This is a genomic window from Streptomyces sp. NPDC048659 (assembly GCF_040650575.1).
In the GTDB taxonomy this organism is placed as follows: domain Bacteria; phylum Actinomycetota; class Actinomycetes; order Streptomycetales; family Streptomycetaceae; genus Streptomyces.
Map to the genome: position 1 here is coordinate 83,875 of NZ_JBEZHM010000003.1, position 21,451 is coordinate 105,325.

Annotated in this window: 21 protein-coding genes; 16 read left to right on the forward strand and 5 right to left on the reverse strand. The window is 72.4% G+C overall.

Annotated elements, in window-relative coordinates; genetic code table 11:
- Positions 1–24: 24 nt before the first annotated feature.
- Genes AB0C99_RS03635 through prcA form a run of 3 tightly spaced genes read left to right on the forward strand, consistent with a single transcriptional unit; the run spans position 25 to position 1,986 of the window.
- Positions 25–384, forward strand: coding sequence for an endonuclease domain-containing protein (locus tag AB0C99_RS03635; RefSeq protein WP_362468780.1), 360 nt, complete (start codon positions 25–27; stop codon positions 382–384).
- Positions 336–1,175, forward strand: coding sequence for a proteasome subunit beta (gene prcB, locus AB0C99_RS03640; RefSeq protein ID WP_362468782.1), 840 nt, complete (start codon positions 336–338; stop codon positions 1,173–1,175). Before AB0C99_RS03635 ends, prcB begins: the two co-directional genes overlap by 49 nt.
- 49 nt (positions 1,176–1,224) lie before the next feature.
- Positions 1,225–1,986 carry a proteasome subunit alpha gene (prcA, locus tag AB0C99_RS03645; protein ID WP_362468784.1) on the forward strand — a complete coding sequence of 254 codons (762 nt, stop codon included), beginning with the start codon at positions 1,225–1,227 and terminating at the stop codon, positions 1,984–1,986.
- Between the two features lie 85 nt (positions 1,987–2,071).
- Here prcA and AB0C99_RS03650 read toward each other — a convergent pair whose 3' ends face one another.
- Positions 2,072–3,091, reverse strand: coding sequence for a LacI family DNA-binding transcriptional regulator (locus AB0C99_RS03650; protein ID WP_362468786.1), 1,020 nt, complete (start codon positions 3,089–3,091; stop codon positions 2,072–2,074).
- A gap of 132 nt (positions 3,092–3,223) precedes the next feature.
- Here AB0C99_RS03650 and AB0C99_RS03655 point away from each other — a divergent pair, with 132 nt between their 5' ends.
- From AB0C99_RS03655 to AB0C99_RS03710, 12 genes are all read left to right on the forward strand, one after another.
- Positions 3,224–4,555, forward strand: coding sequence for an MFS transporter (locus AB0C99_RS03655; protein WP_362468788.1), 1,332 nt, complete (start codon positions 3,224–3,226; stop codon positions 4,553–4,555).
- Between the two features lie 9 nt (positions 4,556–4,564).
- Positions 4,565–5,926, forward strand: a complete 1,362-nt coding sequence (gene pafA, locus AB0C99_RS03660) for a Pup--protein ligase (RefSeq protein ID WP_362468790.1) — start codon at positions 4,565–4,567, stop codon at positions 5,924–5,926.
- A 118-nt stretch (positions 5,927–6,044) separates the two neighbouring features.
- Positions 6,045–6,983, forward strand: a complete 939-nt coding sequence (locus AB0C99_RS03665) for an FKBP-type peptidyl-prolyl cis-trans isomerase (RefSeq protein ID WP_362468792.1) — start codon at positions 6,045–6,047, stop codon at positions 6,981–6,983.
- Between the two features lie 64 nt (positions 6,984–7,047).
- Positions 7,048–7,428 (forward strand): FKBP-type peptidyl-prolyl cis-trans isomerase, encoded by a 381-nt coding sequence (locus AB0C99_RS03670; RefSeq protein ID WP_362468794.1) that lies wholly within the window; start codon positions 7,048–7,050, stop codon positions 7,426–7,428.
- Positions 7,429–7,571: 143 nt separating this feature from the next.
- A complete protein-coding gene (locus AB0C99_RS03675; protein ID WP_362468795.1) occupies positions 7,572–8,528 on the forward strand; it encodes a WYL domain-containing protein in 957 nt (318 codons plus the stop codon).
- 13 nt (positions 8,529–8,541) lie between these two features.
- Positions 8,542–9,492: a WYL domain-containing protein gene (locus tag AB0C99_RS03680; RefSeq protein ID WP_362468797.1), complete on the forward strand. Its 951-nt coding sequence runs from the start codon at positions 8,542–8,544 to the stop codon at positions 9,490–9,492.
- Between the two features lie 149 nt (positions 9,493–9,641).
- Complete coding sequence (locus AB0C99_RS03685) at positions 9,642–9,905, forward strand: hypothetical protein (RefSeq protein ID WP_362468799.1); 264 nt, start codon at positions 9,642–9,644, stop codon at positions 9,903–9,905.
- 34 nt (positions 9,906–9,939) lie between these two features.
- Positions 9,940–10,137 carry a hypothetical protein gene (locus tag AB0C99_RS03690; protein WP_362468801.1) on the forward strand — a complete coding sequence of 66 codons (198 nt, stop codon included), beginning with the start codon at positions 9,940–9,942 and terminating at the stop codon, positions 10,135–10,137.
- A 186-nt stretch (positions 10,138–10,323) separates the two neighbouring features.
- Entirely contained in the window at positions 10,324–10,614 is a 291-nt protein-coding gene (gene tatA / locus AB0C99_RS03695) for a Sec-independent protein translocase subunit TatA (protein ID WP_362468802.1), read from the forward strand.
- A 105-nt stretch (positions 10,615–10,719) separates the two neighbouring features.
- The gene (gene tatC, locus AB0C99_RS03700; protein ID WP_362469085.1) at positions 10,720–11,622 is read left to right on the forward strand and encodes a twin-arginine translocase subunit TatC; all 903 of its coding nucleotides are present in this window, start codon (positions 10,720–10,722) and stop codon (positions 11,620–11,622) included.
- Positions 11,623–11,846: 224 nt separating this feature from the next.
- Positions 11,847–14,675: a DEAD/DEAH box helicase gene (locus AB0C99_RS03705; protein ID WP_362468804.1), complete on the forward strand. Its 2,829-nt coding sequence runs from the start codon at positions 11,847–11,849 to the stop codon at positions 14,673–14,675.
- A gap of 186 nt (positions 14,676–14,861) precedes the next feature.
- Positions 14,862–16,247: a cytochrome P450 gene (locus tag AB0C99_RS03710; protein WP_362468806.1), complete on the forward strand. Its 1,386-nt coding sequence runs from the start codon at positions 14,862–14,864 to the stop codon at positions 16,245–16,247.
- A 101-nt stretch (positions 16,248–16,348) separates the two neighbouring features.
- Here the strand turns inward: AB0C99_RS03710 and AB0C99_RS03715 are convergent, their stop codons facing one another.
- Positions 16,349–17,275 (reverse strand): ADP-ribosylglycohydrolase family protein, encoded by a 927-nt coding sequence (locus AB0C99_RS03715; protein WP_362468808.1) that lies wholly within the window; start codon positions 17,273–17,275, stop codon positions 16,349–16,351.
- A 95-nt stretch (positions 17,276–17,370) separates the two neighbouring features.
- A complete protein-coding gene (locus AB0C99_RS03720) occupies positions 17,371–18,264 on the reverse strand; it encodes a hypothetical protein (RefSeq protein ID WP_362469088.1) in 894 nt (297 codons plus the stop codon).
- Positions 18,265–18,539: 275 nt separating this feature from the next.
- On the opposite strand from AB0C99_RS03720, the gene AB0C99_RS03725 reads away from it, so the two are divergent.
- The gene (locus tag AB0C99_RS03725) at positions 18,540–19,172 is read left to right on the forward strand and encodes a MerR family transcriptional regulator (RefSeq protein ID WP_362468809.1); all 633 of its coding nucleotides are present in this window, start codon (positions 18,540–18,542) and stop codon (positions 19,170–19,172) included.
- Between the two features lie 259 nt (positions 19,173–19,431).
- On the opposite strand, the gene AB0C99_RS03730 is transcribed toward AB0C99_RS03725, so the two are convergent.
- The gene (locus tag AB0C99_RS03730) at positions 19,432–20,268 is read right to left on the reverse strand and encodes a siderophore-interacting protein (protein ID WP_362468811.1); all 837 of its coding nucleotides are present in this window, start codon (positions 20,266–20,268) and stop codon (positions 19,432–19,434) included.
- Between the two features lie 78 nt (positions 20,269–20,346).
- Positions 20,347–21,258 (reverse strand): 5'-3' exonuclease, encoded by a 912-nt coding sequence (locus tag AB0C99_RS03735; RefSeq protein WP_362469091.1) that lies wholly within the window; start codon positions 21,256–21,258, stop codon positions 20,347–20,349.
- Between the last annotated feature and the right edge of the window lie 193 nt (positions 21,259–21,451).

The following is a 21,451-nucleotide window of genomic DNA, read 5'->3' on the forward strand; positions in this document are numbered from 1 at the left end:
GGCCGGGGAACCCGGGCGCCGGGAATGCGTCGCCGCTTACGGGGGCGAGCGTTACCGCAAGAGGCAGGCGGCCAAAGGCAAGGCCGTACGAAGCGCGGCGCATGCGCCGGCAGGGCACACGCTCTGTCGGCGCATGCCTCGCCATCGGCTGCAAAGCCCTCCTCAAGAGATCTCCGCGCGATCCGTCCTGCGGCTCCCGCCGCGCATGTGGATCACTGCCACAAGACGGGTAGGGTCCGTGGCGTACTGTGCTTCAACTGCAATTCGGCCATCGGCAAGTTGGGAGACGATCCCGACGTCCTTCGTCGGGCCATCGCATACCTGGAGGGACACGCGTGGAAGCCAACACTCGTAGCACGGGGCGACTGCCGGCGGCCTTCCTGACGCCGGGCTCGTCCTCGTTCATCGACTTCCTCTCCGACCACTCGCCGGAGCTGCTCCCGGGCAACCGGAGGCTCCCCGAGGGGATCGTCGAGGCGCCCCACGGCACGACCATCGTCGCCGCGACCTTCCCCGGCGGCGTGGTGCTCGCCGGTGACCGGCGGGCCACGATGGGCAACATGATCGCGCAGCGGGACATCGAGAAGGTGTTCCCGGCCGACGAGTACTCCGCGGTCGGCATCGCCGGTACGGCGGGCCTCGCGGTGGAGATGGTGAAGCTGTTCCAGCTGGAGCTGGAGCACTTCGAGAAGGTGGAGGGCGCGACCCTCTCCCTGGAGGGCAAGGCCAACCGCCTGTCCACGATGATCCGCGGCAACCTCGGCATGGCCATGCAGGGCCTCGCTGTCGTCCCGCTCTTCGCGGGCTGGGACGAGGGCCGGGAGAAGGGCCGGATCTTCTCCTACGACGTCACCGGCGGACGCTCCGAGGAGCACGGATACGCCGCCACGGGCTCGGGCTCGATCTTCGCGCGCGGCTCGATGAAGAAGCTCTACCGGGACGACCTGACCGAGCAGCAGGCCACCACGCTCGTCGTCCAGGCGCTGTACGACGCGGCGGACGACGACTCGGCGACCGGCGGGCCCGACATGGCCCGCGGGATCTTCCCGATCGTCACCGTCATCACCGACGAGGGCTTCCGCCGGCTCACCGACGCGGAGTCCTCCGAGCTGGCCCGGTCGGTCACCGAGCGGCGCCTGGAGCAGCCCGACGGGCCGCGCGCCGCCCTGCTCTGACCCCTCGTCGCCTCCCTGTAGAAGCCCAGAAGAAAGGGACGGATAGCCGGTGTCCACGCCGTTCTATGTCTCACCCCAGCAGGCCATGGCCGACCGGGCCGAGTACGCCCGCAAGGGCATCGCCCGTGGCCGCAGCCTGGTCGTCCTCCAGTACGCCGACGGCATCGTCTTCGTCGGCGAGAACCCGTCCCGCGCGCTGCACAAGTTCAGCGAGATCTACGACCGGATCGGCTTCGCCGCCGCCGGCAAGTACAACGAGTACGAGAACCTGCGGATCGGCGGTGTGCGCTACGCGGACCTGCGCGGCTACACCTACGACCGCGACGACGTGACGGCCCGCGGGCTGGCCAACGTCTACGCCCAGACCCTGGGCACCATCTTCTCCAGCGCGGGCGAGAAGCCCTACGAGGTGGAGCTGGTGGTCGCCGAGGTCGGCTCGGAGCCCGAGGGCGACCAGATCTACCGGCTGCCGCACGACGGCTCGATCGTGGACGAGCACGGCTCGGTCGCGGTCGGCGGCAACGCGGAGCAGATCAGCTCCTTCCTGGACCAGCGGCACCGCGACGGCATGTCCCTCGCCGAGGCGCTGAAGCTGGCCGTGCAGGCGCTGTCCCGGGACACCAACGGCACCGAGCGGGAGATCCCCGCGGAGCGCCTGGAGGTGGCGGTCCTGGACCGCACCCGCCCGCAGCAGCGCAAGTTCAAGCGGATCGTCGGCCGGCAGCTGGTGCGGCTGCTCGGCGCGGACGACGCGGCGGTGACCAAGACGGACGACCCGTCCGACGAGGCCGACGAGGCCGCGGAGGAGTAGGCCGCCGCCCCCTGGCGCGTACGGGAAGGGCCCCGGGACCGGTCGGATCGGTCCCGGGGCCCTTCCGTGTGCCCGGGGGCGCCCCTCAGGCCGTCGGGGCGGGGCCCGAGGAGCCGCGGACGGCGAGTTCGACGGGGAGCACCGCCGGCTCGGGCCGCTCGCCCGAGAGGGCCGCCAGGAGGGCCGCCATGCCGCGCCCGCCGAACTCCTCGGCGGGCAGCCGGACGGTGGTCAGTTCCGGTTCGAGGGCGGTCGCGAGGGCCATGTCGTCGAAGCCGGTGACCGAGAGGTCCTCGGGGATCCGGAGGCCGAGCCGCCGGGCCGCCTTGTAGACCCCGGCGGCGAGGATGTCGTCGTCGCAGACGACCGCGGTGGGCCGGGGGCCGGGGGCGGTCAGGGCGTGGTGCGCGGCCTCCACGGCGTCGGCGGTGTTCAGGCGCGCGCGTGCGGTGCGCAGCTCGGCGCCGCTCAGGGCCTCGTCGAGGACGGCGGCGCGGGCGTCGAAGGTCCAGGAGGGCACGGCGGACGCCAGGTGCAGGAAGCGGCGGTGTCCGAGGTCCAGGAGGTGGCGGGTGACCCGGCGCATCCCGTCGGCGACGTCGAGGTTGACGTGGGCGGCGGCGCCGGGGTCGGCCGGGTCGCTGTCGAGCATGACGAGGGGCAGGTCGCCGCCCTGGAAGGCCGCGAGCGCGTCGGTGGCCATGGAGGAGGCGAGCACGCCGTCGAGGGCCGCCGGGGCGGAGGCGAAGGGGTCCTTGGCGGGGCCGATGCCGTCGGGGGAGGGGTAGAGGACCACGCCGAAGCCGTGCCGGGCGGCCTCGACGGCGGCGCCGGTGTAGACGTGCGCGAAGAACTCGTTGGTGAGCGCGGGGACGACGAGCAGGGCGGTGCGGGTGCGGCCCAGGCGCAGGTTGCGGGCGGCCAGGTTGGGCCGGTAGCCGAGTCCGGCGGCGGCCTCGCGCACGGCCTGGGCGGTGCGCTCGGAGACGCGCCCGCGCCACTTCTCGCCGAGCACGAGGGAGACGGTGGCCTGGGAGACGCCGGCCGCCCTGGCGACGTCCCGGCTGGTGGGACGGCTTGCGCTGACGGGTTCCGGGCTGTGCACGCGTGCCTCCGCGACGGCTGGTGGTCCGGCACGCGGGGTGGACCGGCGCGCTGCCGACATGGTACGTATGACCCGACACGTTATACGTAACACTTGAGAACCTGGGGCTGACGCCCGAGGAGGGGAGACGACATGGCCACCGAGGCCGGGGCGAGCGGCGGCTATCTCGACATCCTGAGGGCGCCGCACGCCGTCCGACTGCTGGCCGGCACGCTGGTCGGCCGGCTGCCCAACGGCACGGGCCCCATCGCCATCACCGTGTTCACGCGCGCGGAGGGCGGCAGCTACAGCCTGGCCGGCGGGCTCATCGCCGCGTACGGCCTGGCCACCGCCGTCGGCCAGCCGCTGCTCGGCCGCGCCGTCGACCTGAAGGGGCAGCCCCGGGTCCAGCTCCCGGCGGCCCTGATATCGGCCGCGGGCATGGCCGCCCTGGCCGTCACGGGCATCGGGAACCTCCTCCTGGCCTACGTCGCCGTGCTGGTCGCCGGGCTCTTCACGCCGCCCCTGGAGGGCGGCCTGCGGGCCCTGTGGCCGAGCGTGCTGGGCCGCGAGGACCGGGTCCACCGGGCGTACGCCCTGGACGCCGTCGCCCAGGAGGTCATGTTCACCGTCGGGCCGCTGCTGCTGACCCTGCTGGTCGCGTTCTGGTCGCCCGCCGCCGCCCTCGTCGTCATCAACGTCCTCGGCGTCCTCGGCGCCCTGTCCGTGGTGCTCTCCAAGCCCTCCCGCACCTGGCGCTCCGCGCCCCGCGAGGCCCACTGGCTGGGCGCGCTGCGCTCCCGGGGGCTGCTCGCGCTGCTGGCCTCGTTCTTCTTCGTCGGGCTCGCCCTCGGCTCCATCACGGTCGCCGGCGTCGCCTACGCGGACGACCGGTCCAACGAGGCCGTGTACGGCTGGCTGATGGCCGCCCTGGGCCTCGGTGCCCTGATCGGGGGCGTCTTCTACGGCGCCCGCCAGTGGGCCGGCGCGCCCGAGCGCCGGCTGCGGGTCCTGGTGCTGCTGCTGGCGCTGGGCTACCTGCCGCTGATGCTGGTGCCCGGCCCGGTCGCGATGACCGCGCTCGCCGCCCTCGCCGGCGTCTTCCTGGCCCCCGCCATCGCCTGCGCCTTCCTGGTGGTCGACCGGCACGCCCCGGCCGGCACGGTCACCGAGGCGTTCTCCTGGCTCGTCACCACCTTCGGCGTGGGCGCCGCTCTCGGCTCGGCCGTCTCCGGACCGGTCGTCGAACTGTCCGGGACCCCCGCCGGATTCGCCGTGGCGGGCGCGGGCGGCTTCGTCGCCTTCCTGGTCCTCCTCGCCACCGGCCGGGTCCTGGGCGGCTCCCCGCCCGCGCGACACGCCGTCAGCGGGGGCGCGGTGAACAGCGGCGCCACAGCCGCGGGGGCCGAAAACAGCACGCGCTCATCGGAAAATGATCGAAACGGGGCCGCCGAACCCGGTTTCAGCACAGGCCATCAGGCGTAATGTTCAGACATGGACCGCCGCATTTTCGGGCTGGAGAACGAGTACGGCGTCACGTGCACGTTCAGGGGACAGCGCCGACTGTCTCCTGACGAAGTGGCGCGCTACCTCTTCCGCCGTGTCGTGTCATGGGGCCGCAGCAGCAATGTCTTCCTGCGGAACGGCGCCCGCCTGTACCTGGACGTGGGTTCGCATCCGGAATACGCAACTCCCGAATGCGACAACGTGGTCGAACTGGTCACGCACGACAAGGCAGGCGAGCGCATTCTCGAAGGTCTCCTCGTCGACGCGGAACGCCGCCTGCACGAGGAGGGAATCGCGGGCGACGTCTATCTCTTCAAGAACAACACCGACTCAGCGGGAAACTCCTACGGCTGCCACGAGAACTATCTCGTCGCCCGGCACGGTGAGTTCTCCCGGCTCGCGGACATCCTCATTCCGTTCCTCGTCACCCGCCAGCTGATCTGCGGCGCCGGAAAGGTGCTGCAGACCCCGCGCGGGGCGGTCTACTGCGTCTCCCAGCGTGCCGAGCACATCTGGGAGGGCGTCAGCTCCGCCACCACCCGTTCGCGCCCCATCATCAACACCCGCGACGAACCGCACGCGGACGCCGAGCGCTACCGCAGGCTCCACGTCATCGTCGGCGACTCCAACATGTCCGAGACGACCATGCTCCTCAAGGTCGGCGCCACCGACCTCGTCCTGCGCATGATCGAGGCGGGCACCGTGATGCGCGACCTGACCCTGGAGAACCCGATCCGGGCCATCCGCGAGGTCAGCCACGACATCACCGGCCAGCGCAAGGTGCGCCTCGCCAGCGGGCGGGAGGCGTCCGCCCTGGAGGTCCAGCGGGAGTACTACGAGAAGGCCGCCGACTTCGTCGACCGCCGGGGCATCCGCAGCGGCGTCGTCGCCCAGGTCCTGGAGCTCTGGGGCCGCACGCTCGACGCGATCGAGCAGGAGCAGCTCGACCGCATCGAGACCGAGATCGACTGGGTCATGAAGTACCGGCTCATCGAGCGCTACCGGGCCAAGCACAACATGACCATGTCGCACCCGCGGGTCGCCCAGATAGACCTCGCGTACCACGACATCCACCGCCGCCGCGGGCTGTACTACCTGCTCCAGAAGAACGGCCAGGCGGCCCGGATCTGCAACGACATCAAGATCTTCGAGGGCAAGTCGGTGCCCCCGCAGACCACCAGGGCCCGGCTGCGCGGCGATTTCATCCGCCGCGCGCAGGAGCAGCGCCGGGACTTCACGGTCGACTGGGTGCACCTCAAGCTCAACGACCAGGCGCAGCGCACCGTGTTGTGCAAGGACCCGTTCCGCTCCGTCGACGACCGGGTGGAAAAGCTGATCGCCGGGATGTAGGACCGGTTCCGGCGCGTTCATCGGCCCCGCACGTTTCACGTGCGGGGCCGACGGCATCACACGGTGGTCCCCTAGAGTGTCGGGACAACTACTGTGCCGTCTGAGATCTGAGGAACTAGTGCGCCGACTTGCCGGCCTGCTCGTCGTCCCGCTGCTGCTGCTCTCCACAGCGGCCTGCGGAAGTGACGACAAGGGCTCCGATTCCGGTTCGATGAAGAACGGTCTCCCCGCCATCACCGCGGGTGAGAAGTTCGGGGAGAAGCCGACCCTGGCGAAGGGCGTCGGCGACCCGCCGAAGGCCCTGAAGGTCAACGTCATCAGCGAGGGCAAGGGCGCGGTCACGAAGAAGGGCGACGCGGTCCAGGTGAACTACCTGGGCCAGGCGTGGGACTCCACCACCCCGTTCGACAACAGCTTCGACCGGAAGCAGCCCTTCGACCTGACGCTGGGCGCCGGGCAGGTCATCAAGGGCTGGGACCAGGGCCTCGAGGGCCAGAAGGTCGGCAGCCGCGTCGAGATCGGCATCCCGCCGGAGCTCGGCTACGGCGCGCAGGGTCAGGGCGACATCAAGCCGAACGCCACCCTCGTCTTCGTCGTGGACATCCTGAAGGCCGTCACCATCCCGAAGTCCGCCGAGGGCACCCCGGTGGCCCAGGACGACAAGAACCTGCCCCAGGTCGGCACCAACACCGACGGCAAGCAGCCCTCGCTGACGGTGCCGAAGGTGAACCCGCCGACCAAGCTGGTCTCCAACTACGTCCTGGAGTCCAAGGGCGAGACCGTCGCCGCCACCGACACCGTGGTCGTGAACTACGTCGCCGCCCTGTGGAAGGACGGCAAGGTCTTCGACTCGACGTACACCGCGGGCAAGCCGGTGAACTTCCCGCTGGCCAACCTGACCCTGAAGGGCCTGAAGGACGGCCTCACCGGCAAGAAGGTCGGCAGCCGGGTCCTCATCGTGGCCCCGCCGTCCGAGGCGTTCGGCGCCGAGGAGAAGCAGGGCATCCCGAAGAACTCCACCCTGGTGTTCGCCGTCGACATCCTGGCGAAGATGTAAGACTGTCCTGGTCGTGCGGACCGTCGTCCGCGCGGTTCACGTTTTTCATGAGGAGCGCACTGCAGTGAGCATCGAGAAGCCCGAGGTCGACTTCCCGGGCGGCGAGCCGCCGGCCGACCTGGAGATCAAGGACCTCTGGGAGGGTGACGGCGCGGTCGCCGAGGCCGGCGACCTCGTCAACGTCCACTACGTGGGTGTGTCCTTCGACTCCGGCGAGGAGTTCGACGCCTCCTGGAACCGCGGCGCGCCGCTGGAGTTCCAGCTCGGTGTCGGCATGGTCATCCAGGGCTGGGACAAGGGCGTCCAGGGCATGAAGGTCGGCGGCCGCCGCCAGCTCGTCATCCCCGCGCACCTCGCCTACGGCGACCGCGGCGCCGGCGGCAAGATCGGCCCCGGCGAGACGCTGATCTTCGTCTGCGACCTCGTGGGCGTGAAGAAGCCCTGACCCGCACCCCGGGTCGACGCGCAGGGCCCCCGCCGTCACGGCGGGGGCCCTCGCTTTTGCCCGGACACCCCGGGGCGGTACGGTCGGACGTCCGGGAAGCGGATCCGGCGGGGATCCGGCGAAGAAGAGGGTGCGGGGCGTCGATGGCGATTGCCAAGGCCGAGCGGCTGATGAATCTGGCCCTGTGCCTGCTCGGAACCCGCCGCCCGCTGAGCAAGCGGGAGCTGCGGGGCTCCATCGAGGCGTACATGGAGGCCACCGGCGAGGACGCCTTCAACCGCATGTTCGAGCGGGACAAGGACGACCTCCGCGAGCTGGGCCTGGTCATCGAGACCGTCGAGAACCTGGACGGCGACACCGGCTACCTCGCCCGCCGCGACTCCAACCGCCTGCCCGCCATCACCCTCGACGCCGAGGAGGCCGCCGCCCTCGGGCTGGCCGCCAAGGTCTGGCAGCAGGCCCGCCTCGCCGGAGCGGCCAGCGGCGCCCTGCAGAAGCTGCGCGCGGCCGGGATGCCCGAGGCGGAGGACGCGTACGACGCCCAGCCCAGCGCCCTCGAACCGCGCATCCCGGTGCACGAGGCCGCCTTCGAACCGCTGATGCTGGCCTGCCGCGACCGCCGCCCCGTCGTCTTCGACTACCGCAAGGGCAACGCCGCCCGTTCCGGCACACGGCACGTCGAGCCGTGGACCCTGGAGTGCTGGCGCGGCCACTGGTACCTCGCGGGCTGGGACCGCGACCGCGGCGCCGAGCGGGTCTTCCGGCTCTCCCGTATCACCGGCAAGGTCCGCTCCCGGGCCGGTGCCTTCACCGCGCCCGTGCCCGACGCCGTCACCGTCCGGGAGACCGTCGAGAGCTGGGCGGGGGAGACCGCCACCCGCTCCGCGCGGATCCGGCTGCGCGCCGGCGCGGGCTACCCGCTGCGCTCCCGCGCCCAGTCCGTGCGCGAGGGCGCCGACGGCTGGGACGAGCTGGAGATCCCGTACGGGCACGGCCTCGACGCCTGGCTCGTGGAGTTCGGCCCGGACGTGGTCGTGCTGGAGCCCGCCGATCTGCGGGCCGACGTGGTCGAGCGGCTGCGCGCCGTGGCCAAGGGCTGAGGGGAAGAGGACCATGGCGGCGAACGCGATCGACCAGACGAGGCGGATGCTCTCCCTCGTCACCTACCTCCGCGAGCGGCCCGGCGCGCACGTCGCCGACGTCGCCCGCGCCTTCGGGATCACCGAGGACGAGCTGATCTCCGACCTCGACGTGCTCCCCATGTGCGGCACCAGCTTCCGCGGCGGCGACCTGCTCGACATCGACACCGACGGCGACCGCATCTGGTGGCACAACCCCGACGACGTCGCCGCCCCGCTGCGGCTCGCCGCCGACGAGGCGACCGCCCTGCTCGTCGCCGCCCGCGCGGTGGCCACCCTGCCCGGTCTGCGCGAGGGCGACCGCGAGGCGCTGCTGCGCGCCACCGCCAAGCTGGAGGCGGCGGCCGGCGAGGCGGCCGGGGCCAGCTCCCGGCTCTCGGTGACCTTCGAGTCCGAGGGCGGGGTCTTCGCCGAGGTCGACCGGGCGATCTCCGAGCGCCGCCGGCTGTGGCTGCGCTACTACTCGCCGGCCCGCGACGAGCTGACCGAGCGCGAGGTGGACCCGATCCGCCTCTTCGCCGTCGGCCACACGTACATGGAGGCGTGGTGCCGCCTCTCCGAGGCGCGCCGCACCTTCCGGCTCGACCGGGTCGCCGAGATCCGGATCCTCGACGAGCACGCCGCCCCGCCGGAGCTGGAGCTGCGGGACCTGTCGGAGGGGCTGGTCCAGCCCTCCGCCGACGACCCCGAGGTCGTGATCGAGGTCGGCCCCGGGGGCCGCTGGGTCGCCGAGTACTACCCGCACGACCGCGCGGAGGAGCTGCCCGACGGCGGCCTGCGGATCACCCTGCGAACCCCCGCCCCCGCCTCCCTGCGCCGGCTGGCGCTGCGGCTCGGCAGCGACGGGCGGATCGTCGCGCCGCGCGAGCTCGCGGACAGCGCGCGCGAGGCGGCGTCCGCAGCGCTGGCCGCGTACGAGGGCTGAGAGCGAGCGGGACGGTACGTTCCGGGGGGACCGGGCATCGTTCCCGGTGACCCGCACACCCGCACCGCAGTGACACACGCCCGTACCGCAGTGACGTACACCCGTACCGCAGTGTCGTAGACCCGTACCGCAGTGGGGAGCAGAAGAGCATGTCCGTGATGTCCTCGACGCCCGGTCTCTCGGCGACGGTCGCCCCGGTCCACTTCAAGGCCGCCTGCCCCGAGTGCCGCTCCCGCTTCGAGCTCTCCGCGGGAGCCCTGCGGCTCGCCATCGGCGCCAGCCGCCGCACCACCTTCTACTCCTTCACCTGCCCCGAGTGCGGCAGCTCCGTCCGCAAGCCCGCGGGCGAGCGGATCATCGAGCTGCTCACCGGCGGCGGGGTCAACACCCTGCGGCTGCACACCACCGGCTGACGGCCCCGGCCGGCGGGCGGTCTAGGCTCGGCACATGTTCTGGCCCATGCTCGCCATCGCCCTCGGCTTCCTCGGCATCGCCGTCCTCGGCGCCCTCGGCATCAAGGTCTTCCTGGAGGCCCAGCGCCTCGGCCGCCAGGTCGCCGACACCACACAGCGCATCAACCGCGCCGCCGAGGAGCTGGAGCGGGCCGCCGGCGACCTGGCCAGGACCGGAGAGACGCTGCGCTGAATCCGTGCCGTACGCTGCGAAGAGCTTCGCGGCCAGGGTCCGCGGGACGAAATCGTGAGTATGCACAGGCATTGCCGCCCGTTTACTCCTGCGGGTTACGATCGCTTGCAGCGCGGCGGCCGGACGCATGTCCGACCGGCCGGGCACCGCACTCCAATGTCGCCTCGGTGAAGAAGGTAAACAGCTATGGGTAGGCTCGGCCCCACCGAGATCATTCTCATCCTCGTCGTGATCATCCTGCTGTTCGGCGCCAAGAAGCTCCCTGACATGGCCCGCTCGCTGGGCAAGTCGGCCCGCATCCTCAAGAGCGAGGCGAAGGCCATGAAGTCCGACGACCAGCAGAACGCCGCCCCGGCCGACCCGCCCCAGCCCGGCGCCCAGGACCAGCAGCCCGCGCCCCGCACCATCCAGGCCGCGCCCGGCGACGTGACCAGCTCGCGTCCCGTGACCGAGCCCACGGACACCACCAAGCGCTGACCCGGTCCGCCGCGGCCGTCGCGACCACGCGACGGCTGCCGCACGAGATGAGGACGTGGGTTGCTCAAGTCTGCCCGCAAGCAGGAGAAGGATCCCGAGGGCCGGATGCCCCTCGTGGAGCACCTGCGTGAACTCCGGAACCGCCTCGCGAAGGGCCTGCTGGCCATCGCGGCGGTGACCGTCGTGGCCCTCGTGTACAGCGAGGAGCTGATGCAGTTCCTGACCAAGTCGGTGCCCACCTGCGCCGCCGGCGTCACCAGCAGCGGCGGCAACTGCGCCATCGTGTCCTTCAACACGCTGATGGCGCCCTTCAGCACGACGATCCAGCTCTCCCTCACCGCCGGTCTCGTCGTCGCGAGTCCGGTCTGGCTGTACCAGCTCTGGGCCTTCATCGCCCCGGGACTCCACAAGAACGAGAAGAAGTACACGTACGCCTTCGTGGCCGCCGCGGTCCCGCTCTTCGCGGCCGGCGCCTACCTCGCGTACCTCATCCTTCCCGTCAGCGTGAAGGTGCTGATCAGCCTCACCCCGGAGGGCTCCGCCAACATCCTCGGGCTGAACGACGTCCTCGACTTCACCCTGCGCATGGTGCTCGTCTTCGGCCTCGCCTTCGAGCTCCCGCTCGTCCTGGTGATGCTCAACCTCACCGGCGTCCTCAGCGGCAAGCGGATGGCCGGCTGGTGGCGCGGCGTGATCATGGGTGTCTTCATCTTCGGCGCCGTCATCACCCCCACCACCGACCCCGTCGGCATGCTGGCCCTGGCCGGGCCGATCACCGTCCTCTACTTGGCGGCCGTCGGCTTCTCGCTGCTCAACGACAAGCGGCGCGCCCGGCGCAACCCGGACGCCGAGCTCGACGACGACGAGGCATCGGAGCTCGACCTCACCCCCGAGCCGGTGACCGGGCCCGAGACCGTCAGCGCCGCCCGGGCCCTGCCCGAGCAGGCCACCGGAGAGTCGGACGGAGCCAGGTCGCACCGGCTGAACGGCTACGACGACATCACCTGAGCCGGGCCCCGTCGGCCTGACCAGGGGCCCCGTCGGCCCATCCCACCGCGGACGCGGCCGGGGCGCGCACACCGCGCCCCGGCCGCGTCCGCGTTCCGGGCCGCCCCGGAGCCGTCCCGGAGCCGTCCCCGAGGCCGCGTCCGGCCGCGCCGGACGAAGCCGGGCGAAGCCGGTCGATAAAGATCGCGTCACTGTCGGAGGCGGCGGGTAGGCTCGATGACAAGATGACAGAGGACCTCACACCTGCCGAAGCGTACGCAGCCGCCCGCGCACGCAACGCCGAGCAGGCCACCGCGCTGGCCCCCTTCCGCGAGATGTACGAGTTCGGGCTGGACCCCTTCCAGATCGAGGCGTGCACGGCTCTCGAAGCGGGCAAGGGCGTGCTCGTCGCCGCTCCCACGGGATCCGGCAAGACCATCGTCGGCGAGTTCGCCGTCCACCTCGCCCTGCTCCAGGGCCGCAAGTGCTTCTACACGACGCCCATCAAGGCGCTCTCCAACCAGAAGTACGCCGACCTCGTCAAGCGCTACGGCCACGACAAGGTCGGCCTGCTCACCGGCGACAACAGCGTCAACGGGGACGCCCCGATCGTCGTCATGACCACCGAGGTCCTCCGCAACATGCTGTACGCGGGCTCCCAGGCGCTCTCCGGCCTCGGCTACGTGGTCATGGACGAGGTGCACTACCTCTCCGACCGCTTCCGGGGCGCCGTCTGGGAGGAAGTGATCATCCACCTCCCCGAGTCCGTGACCCTGGTGTCGCTCTCCGCGACCGTCTCCAACGCCGAGGAGTTCGGCGACTGGCTCGACACCGTGCGCGGCGACACCGAGGTGATCGTCTCCGAGAGCCGCCCCGTGCCGCTGTGGCAGCACGTGCTGGCCGGCCGCCGGATGTACGACCTCTTCGAGGAGGAGACCGACCACGGCGGCCGGGGCGCCTCCCGCCGCGAGGTCAACCCCGACCTGCTCCGCCTCGCCCGCACCGAGAACTCGCGCACGTACAACCCCCGCGACCGGCGCCGCGGCAAGATGGTCCGCGAGGCCGACCGCGAGCGCGAGCGGCGTCAGCGCTCCCGGATCTGGACCCCGGGCCGGCCCGAGGTCATCGAGCGGCTCGACGCCGAGGGCCTGCTGCCCGCCATCACCTTCATCTTCAGCCGCGCCGCCTGCGAGGCCGCCGTCCAGCAGTGCCTCTACGCGGGCCTCCGGCTCAACGACGACGAGGGACGCCGCCGGGTCCGGGAGATCGTCGAGGAGCGCACCGCCGCCATCCCCGACGAGGACCTCCACGTCCTCGGCTACTTCGAGTGGGTCGAAGCCCTGGAGCGTGGCATCGCCGCCCACCACGCGGGAATGCTGCCGACCTTCAAGGAGGTCGTCGAGGAGCTCTTCGTCCGCGGCCTCGTCAAGGCCGTCTTCGCCACCGAGACCCTCGCCCTCGGCATCAACATGCCGGCCCGCTCCGTGGTCCTGGAGAAGCTGGTCAAGTGGAACGGGGAGCAGCACGCCGACATCACCCCCGGCGAATACACCCAGCTCACCGGCCGCGCCGGCCGCCGGGGCATCGACGTCGAGGGACACGCCGTCGTCCTGTGGCAGCGCGGCCTCGACCCGGCCCACCTCGCCGGACTCGCCGGCACCCGGACCTATCCGCTCCGCTCCAGCTTCAAGCCCTCGTACAACATGGCGGTCAACCTGGTCGACCAGTTCGGCCGGCACCGCTCGCGCGAGCTGCTGGAGACCTCCTTCGCCCAGTTCCAGGCCGACCGCTCCGTCGTCGGGATCTCCCGGCAGGTCCAGAAGAACGAGGAGGGCCTGGAGGGCTACCGCGAGGGCATGACCTGCCACCTCGGCGACTTCGAGGAGTACGCGCGGCTGCGCCGCGACCTCAAGGACCGCGAGACGGAGCTGGCCCGCCAGGGCGCCACCCAGCGCCGCGCCGAGGCCGCCGCCGCCCTGGAGAAGCTCAAGCCCGGCGACGTCATCCACGTGCCGACCGGCAAGTTCGCCGGACTCGCCCTCGTCCTCGACCCGGGCATCCCCGCCGGGCGGACCAACGGCCACCGCGGCTTCGAGCACCACGACGGGCCCCGCCCGCTGGTCCTCACCGCCGAGCGGCAGGTCAAGCGGCTCGCCTCGATCGACTTCCCGGTCCCCGTCGAGGCGCTGGAGCGGATGCGGATCCCGCGCTCCTTCAACCCGCGCTCCCCGCAGTCCCGCCGCGACCTGGCCTCCGCGCTGCGCACCAAGGCCGGGCACCTCAACCCGGAGCGGCGCGGCAAGCAGCGCTCGGCCGCCGCCGACGACCGCGAGATCGCCCGGCTGCGCACCGAGATCCGGGCGCATCCCTGCCACGGCTGCGACGAGCGCGAGGACCACGCCCGCTGGGCCGAGCGCTACCACCGGCTGCAGCGGGACACCCAGCAGCTGGAGCGGCGCATCGAGGGCCGCACCAACACGATCGCCCGGACCTTCGACCGGATCGTCGCGCTCCTCACCGAGCTCGACTACCTGCGCGGCGACGACGTCACCGAGAACGGCAAGCGGCTCGCCCGGCTGTACGGGGAGCTCGACCTGCTCGCCAGCGAGTGCCTGCGCGAGGGCGTCTGGGAGGGGCTCAGCCCCGCCGAGCTCGCCGCCTGCGTCTCCGCGCTCGTCTTCGAGGCGCGGCAGGCCGACGACGCCGTGCCGCCGAAGCTGCCGGCCGGCAAGGCGAAGGCGGCGCTCGGCGAGATGGTGCGGATCTGGGGCCGGCTCGACGCGCTGGAGGACGAGTTCAAGCTCCACCAGGCCGAGGGTGTCGGCCAGCGCGAGCCCGATCTGGGATTCGCCTGGGCGGCCTTCCAGTGGGCCTCCGACAAGAGCCTGGACGAGGTGCTGCGCGAGGCCGAGATGCCGGCGGGCGACTTCGTCCGCTGGTGCAAGCAGGTCATCGACGTGCTCGGGCAGATCGCGGCGGCCGCTCCGAAGGAGAACAGCACGGTCGCGAAGAACGCCCGCAAGGCCGTCGAGTCGCTGCTGAGGGGGGTCGTGGCCTACAGCTCGGTCGGCTGAGCGGAACCTCCGCCGACCGGTCCGACGGTGAGTCCGATGGCTGTCCGACGGTGAGTCTGTCGGTGATCTGACAAGGGTTTTCCACAGGGGTGGCGGACGGGTGCGTCCTTCCGCTTCCATGAACTCGTACAGCGCTACGAGTACTTGGGGCACGTCACCACGCAACTCCTGCGGAAGGACACGCACGTGAGCACGCAAGCCGGTCCGTCCGCCGTCGCCACCACGACGGCGGACGGACGGAAGACAGTACAGGGGCCGTGCGGCGTGCCCCTGCTGGGGAATCTGCCGGAGTTCGGCAAGGACCCCCTCGCCTTCTTCGAACGGCTGCGTGAGCGCGGGGACTTCGTCCGCTGGCGCTTCGGGAACACCCCCGCCCTGTTCATCGCCCACCCCGAGACCATCGGCGAACTCCTCACCGAGGTCGAGCGGACCTTCGACCAGCCCGACCTCGGCATCGCCTTCCGCACCCTGCTCGGCGACGGGGTCGTCGTCGCCAAGGGCGCCGACTGGCGCCGCAAGCGCTCCCTCGTCCAGCCCTCCGTCCGCCCCCGGCAGGTCAAGTCGTACGCCGCCACCATGGCCGAGTGCGCCGTGGACCTCGCCGGGCGGTGGAGCGACGGTCAGCGGATCGACATCAAGAAGGAGATGGCGGCCCTCACCCAGCTCATCGCCGTCCGCACCATCTTCGGCGTCGACACGGCGGCCGACGCCGAGGCGATCGGGCGGGCCATGGACGTCGCCCAGCACGAGATCGGCGCCGAGTTCAGCGGCATCGGCGCCATGCTGCCCGACTGGGTGCCCACCCCCGGCCGGGCCAGGATCAAGAAGGCCACGGCCGTCATCGACACCGAGGTCGCCCGGGTCGTCGCCCGCCACCGCGACGGCGACACGGACCGGCCCGACCTGCTCAGCCGGCTGCTCGCCGCGCGGGACGAGACCGGCGCGCACCTCTCCGACCGGGAGATCCGCGACGAGACCGTCACGCTCTACATCGGCGGCCACGAGACGACCAGCTCCACCCTGGTCTGGGCGTGGTACCTGCTCTCCCACAACCCGCGCGTGGCCGAGGCGCTGGGCGCCGAGCTCGACCGGGTCCTCGGCGACCGGGACCCCGGCTTCGACGACTACGCCGGACTCGCCTACACCCAGGCCGTGGTGAAGGAGACCCTGCGGCTCTACCCGACGATCTGGCTGCTCACCGGCATCGCCAAGGAGGGCGCCGTGCTCGGCGGCGCCCCCGTCCCGGCCGGCACCCGCGTCTGGAGCAGCCAGTGGGCCACGCACCGGGACGCAAGGTGGTACGGGGACCCGCTGGAGTTCCGCCCCGAGCGCTGGCTGGAGCCCGGCGAGGGCGAGCAGGCGGAGGAGATACCGGAGTACGCCTGGTACCCCTTCGGCGGCGGCCCCCGGGTCTGCCTGGGCACCCGCTTCGCGATGGTCGAGGCCGTCCTCGTCCTCGCGGTCCTGGCCCGGCGCTTCCGCCTGGACCTCGACCCCGGCGAGATACGCCCGGTGCCGAGCCTGACCCTGCAGCCCGACCGGGAGGTCCTGGCGACGGTGCGGGCGCGGTAGGCGGGGAAGCGGGGAGGCCGGGCAGGTGAGCGACCGCCCGGGTGGGGCGGGCGCCCCTGGTGGGTGCCCGACAGGGCGGGCGCCGGTGGTCGTCCCGGCCGTCAGGCGGTGGCCAGGGACTCGGCCAGGGCGCGGAGTTCCGGGGTCCGCAGGACACGGTCGCCGAAGCCCGGCAGGGGGACGTGGAGGGCGGTCGTCCAGCGGGCGGGGATGGCGTCGGCGCCGTACACCGCGCCCGCGAGGATGCCCGTGACGGCGGCGACGGTGTCGGTGTCGCCGCCGAGGTCGACGGCGGCCCCGACGGCCTCCTCGTAGGACGCGGTGGTGCGCAGCGCCCAGAGGGCCGAGCCCAGGCAGGGCCAGACGGCGCCGTTGAACTCGGTGGCGTCCGCCGGGTGCCAGCCGGGGGCGAGGACCGTCGCCCAGCGTGCCCGGTGGGCCGGGGCGACCTCGGTGAGAGCGGCGGGGACCGCGGCGAGCGGGTCCTCGCCGAGGAGGGCGACGCGGACCAGCTCGTGCAGGACCGCGGTGCCCTCCCAGGCGGCGGCGTCCCCGTGGGTGAGGGCGGCGATCCGCCGGGCCGCGGCCATGGTGGCGGCCTGCCCGGCGGAGGCGAAGTACACGGCGGAGGTGGCGGCCCGCATCAGCGAACCGTTGCCCGCCGCGCGGCTGTTGAGCTGGAAGTGCAGGGCGGCGGCGGTGTCCCAGGGGTCGCCGCCGAGGAGCACGGCCTCGGTCTGCAGGCCGATGTCCTTCGGGTCGGCGGCGGCCCAGCGGCGGAAGCGGTCGAAGACGTCCGGGAGGTCGAGCCCGCCGCGTTCGAGCAGGGATTCGCCCACCAGCACACCCATCTGGGTGTCGTCGGTGGCCTCGCCCGGGTCCCAGCCGCCGCCACCGCACAACTCCCCGGCACTGTCGGGGAAGCGCTCGCGGAAGGCCCCGGGCGGCCCGAACTCGAAGGGAGCGCCGAGGGCGTCGCCGACGGCGGAGCCGAGGACGGCGCCGACGGCTCGGTCGATGCGGAGCATGGGTGACCACCTGCGGTGCGGAGGGACATGTACGGAGCCATCGTGCACGGAGCGGTGGCGGGAGGGGAGGGGAGGGGAGGGGAGGGAGGGGGAGGTCAGGACGGGAGGTGGTCGGGGCTGGTGGGTTTCGGGGTGCGGAGGGCCAAAGTGGTGGCGGTCAGGGTGAGGAGGGCTATCGCCGTGGCGGTGCCGAGGGTCAGGGCGTCGGGCGAGAGCAGCGGCTGGCCGCGGAGGGCCTGCCAGGCGATCAGGAGGAAGGTGGCGGTGTAGGCGGCGGAGGCGACCAGGACCAGGCGGAGCCGGATCCGGTCGTCGGCGAGCCGCGCGAAGCGGGGGGCGAGTGCGGCGAGGACCAGGAGGAGCAGCGGGATCAACTGGAGCGCGTGCATCCCGAAGAAGTGCGCGATCCGCAGGTCGCCGCCGGTGGTGGACCAGCCCATGAGGGGCAGCCCGGGGCCGCCGTCGGGTACGCCGACGCTGTGCGCGCCGACGATGACCGGGTTGTCCTGGGCGAGTTGTGCGGGGGTGGGGCGGACCATCACGAAGCCGACGGCGGCGCCGGCGAGCGCGATGGCCGAGGATATTCGCACCGCCCAGGCGGTGGCGCGGTCCAGGATCCGGGCGCGCAGCAGCAGGACGGCGATCACCAGCGCGGCCAGCCACAGTACGACGACCGTCATGCCCATGGCCGAGAACAGGGCGGCGTCGAAGGCCGTCGCGTTGTTGAAGTGGCTCTGCTTCCCGCGGACGACCTGGGTGGTGATGAGTACCATCTCGGCGAGGCTCGCGAAGGTGAGCACGGTCCCCGCCCACCAGCCGACGCGGCGGGCTCGGGCGCCGGGCAGCAGGGACAGCATCCAGGCGAGCGTCAGCGCATACGCGACGAACGAGACCGCGAACTTGAAGGGCTTGGCCCAGATCGGGGCGCCGACGAGCACGCGGTCGTCGAGGAAGAGCCCACCGAGGCAGACGAGGGCGAAGGCCCCCATCGAGGCGGCGAACCAGACCAAGGGGCGGTGGAGGGTGCGGAGTTGGGGCGCGACGTCGGGTGTGGGTGCAGGTGCGGGCGCCGACGCGGATGTGGGTGCGGATACGGGCGTGGGTGTGGGTGTGGAGCTGGACGTGGATCTGGGCGTGGACGACATGAGGATCCCCCCGTCATGACGGAATGGATAGCGGCACTGTCCGCTATCCGATAGCGCCACTATCTATGATGGTGAGGCCGGTGGCAAGGCCGGAGTGTGAGGTGGAAGGTGAACACGCGGTGCGCATTGGAGAGTTGAGTCGCAGGGCTGGGGTGTCCGTGCCGACGATCAAGTACTACGTGCGGGAAGGGCTGCTGCCGGCCGGGCGGCTCACGAGCCCGAACCAGGCTTCGTACGAGGAGACGCATCTCCAGCGCCTCCGCCTGATCCGCGCGCTGCTGGATGTGGGCGGACTCTCGGTCGCGGGTGTCAAGGAGGTCATCGAGGCGATCGAGGACCCCGAGCGGCCCCTGCACAAGATGCTCGGGGCGGCGGCGGACCGGGTGGTGCCGCGCTACGAGGGGGAGCGGGGCGAGGACCTGCATGTGGCGCGCGCCGCCGTGGCGGACCTGATCGCCCGCCGGGGCTGGCGCACCTACCCCGAGGCCCCCGCCGCCGAGGCCCTGGCCGTCGCCCTCGCCGCGCTGGAGAGCGTCGGCCACGGGGACTTCGCCGAGGTCCTGGACGCGTACGCCGACGCGGCCGAGCAGGTCGCCCGGGTCGACGTCGACTACGTCGCGCGCAACGTGCTCCGCGAGGAGCTGGTCGAGAGCGTGGTCGTCGGCACGGTGCTGGGCGACGCGATGTTCGCCGCCCTCCGCCGGCTGGCTCACGTGGAGGCGTCGGACCGGGTCTTCGGGGCGGGCACCTGACCGGTCCGGTCCGGTCCGGTCCGGTCCTGACCTGATCTGACCTGACCTGGACTGGGCTGGACTGACCTGGACTGGACTCACCGGCACGGATCGCGTGCCACGCCCCCCGCCCACGCCGAAGGGGCGGGAGCTGTTCGCTCCCGCCCCTTCGGGTGGTGTCATCCAGATGTCCGGTTATCCGGTCACCCGGGCATCACCCAGGCATCAGACGGTCATCGGGCGGTCATCAGGCAGCCGTCACGCGCCCATCACGCGGGCCTCAGTTCTCCTGCTCCCGCTCCACCTGGTCGTTCCACTCGCGCTTGATCGCGCGCCACGCCTCGTCCGTCTTGCCCGCGCGCCAGTAACCCGAGATCGACAGGCGCTCGCGCGGGACCGCGCGGTCCATGCGGAGGTGGCGGCGGAGGTCCTTCACGAAGCCCGCCTCGCCGTGGACGAAGGCGTGCACCTCGCCCGCCGGGAAGTCGAGGTCCCGCACGGCCGTCAGGAGCGCCGCGCCCGTCGGGCGGTCGCCGCGGTGCAGCCAGGTGACCTCGACACCGGCCGCCGTCGCGAACTTCTGCTCCTCGGACGCGTCCGCGACCTCCAGGAAGGCGTGCACGACCGCGCCCTCGGGCAGCCGCTCCAGGGCCACCGCCACCGCGGGCAGCGCGCTCTCGTCGCCCACCAGCAGATGCCAGTCGGCGGCGCCGTCCGGCGCGTAGCCGCCGCCCGGGCCCAGGAAGCGCACGGTGTCGCCCGCCCGCGCCCCGGCCGCCCACGGGCCCGCCAGGCCCTCGTCGCCGTGGACCACGAAGTCGATGGTCAGCTCCCGGTGCACCGGGTCCCAGGCCCGCACCGTGTACGTCCGGGTCGTCGGCCACTGGTCGCGCGGGAACTCCGCGCGGATCCGCTCCATGTCGAACGGCTCGGGATAGCTCACGCCCTCGGGCGCGAAGAGCAGCTTCACGTAGTGGTCGGTGTACTCGCCGACCTCGAAGGCGTCGAGCCCCGGGCCGCCGAGGACCAGGCGCACCATGTGCGGGGTGATCCGCTCGGTGCGCACGACCTGGGCCTCGTGGGCCTTCGGCGCCTTGCGTGCGGGCTGTTCTGCCACTGCGGTCTCCCCGTGAACGGTCCAAAAACTTAGGTTTGCCTAAGTTAGCACTCCGGGCGGGGCCGCTCCAGGGGGCCCTCAGCCCTTCGCCGCCAGCACCGGCAGCAGCCGTCCCACCGCCCCGCCGAGCCCCCACCGCTCCACCAGCGCGGCCAGCGCCGCCGGATCCCGCGGCGCGGCCGGCAGCGCCGCCGAGAACTCCGGCAGCGGCGCGTCCGTCGCCACCCGGACCACCGTCGGCGCCACGTCCAGATACTCCGCCGCCTCCACGATGCCCCGCCGCTTCGCCGGGGTGAGCTTCGAGGTGCGGTCGGCCGCGGCCGCGCGGACGCCCGCCAGGTCCCCGTACTCCGTGATCAGCTGCGCCGCCGTCTTCTCGCCGATGCCCTTCACCCCGGGCAGCCCGTCGCTCGCGTCCCCGCGCAGCGCCGCGAAGTCCGCGTACCGGTCGGCCCGCACCCCGTACCTCGTCAGGATCAGCTCGTCGTCCACCAGGTCGCAGTCGCCGACGCCCTTGCGCGGATACAGCACCCGCACCCCCCGCGCGTCGTCCACGAGCTGGAACAGGTCCCGGTCGCCCGTCACGATGTCCACCGGGCCCGCGGCCCGCGCGGTCAGCGTCCCGATCACGTCGTCGGCCTCGAAGCCCTCGGCGCCCACCCGGGCGATGCCCAGCGCCGCCAGCACCTCCTCGATCACCGGCACCTGCGGCGACAGCGTGTCCGGGATCTCCTCCGCGTCCGGCCCCGACTCGGTCACCTCCGCCACCCGGTGCGCCTTGTACGAGGGGATCAGGTCCACCCGCCACTGCGGACGCCAGTCGTCGTCCCAGCAGGCCACCAGATCGTCCGGGCGGTGGTCCTGGACGAGCCGGGTGATGAAGTCGAGCAGCCCCCGCACGGCGTTCACCGGCGTCCCGTCGGGTGCGCGGACCGAGTCCGGCACGCCGAAGTACGCGCGGAAGTAGAGGCTGGCGGTGTCGAGGAGCATCAGGCGTCGGGTCACACACCGATCATGCCGCACCCCACCGACAGCGCCCCCGAGTGACCCCGGTCACCTTCGTGTTTGCCCCATAAGGGCCGGGGCAGGCGCCAGCCCGGAGCGGACCCGGTACGCCCTCCGGAGACGGAACGGCGTACGCGACGGGCCGCGCGGACCGATCCCGCCCCGCTCCAACGGCCCG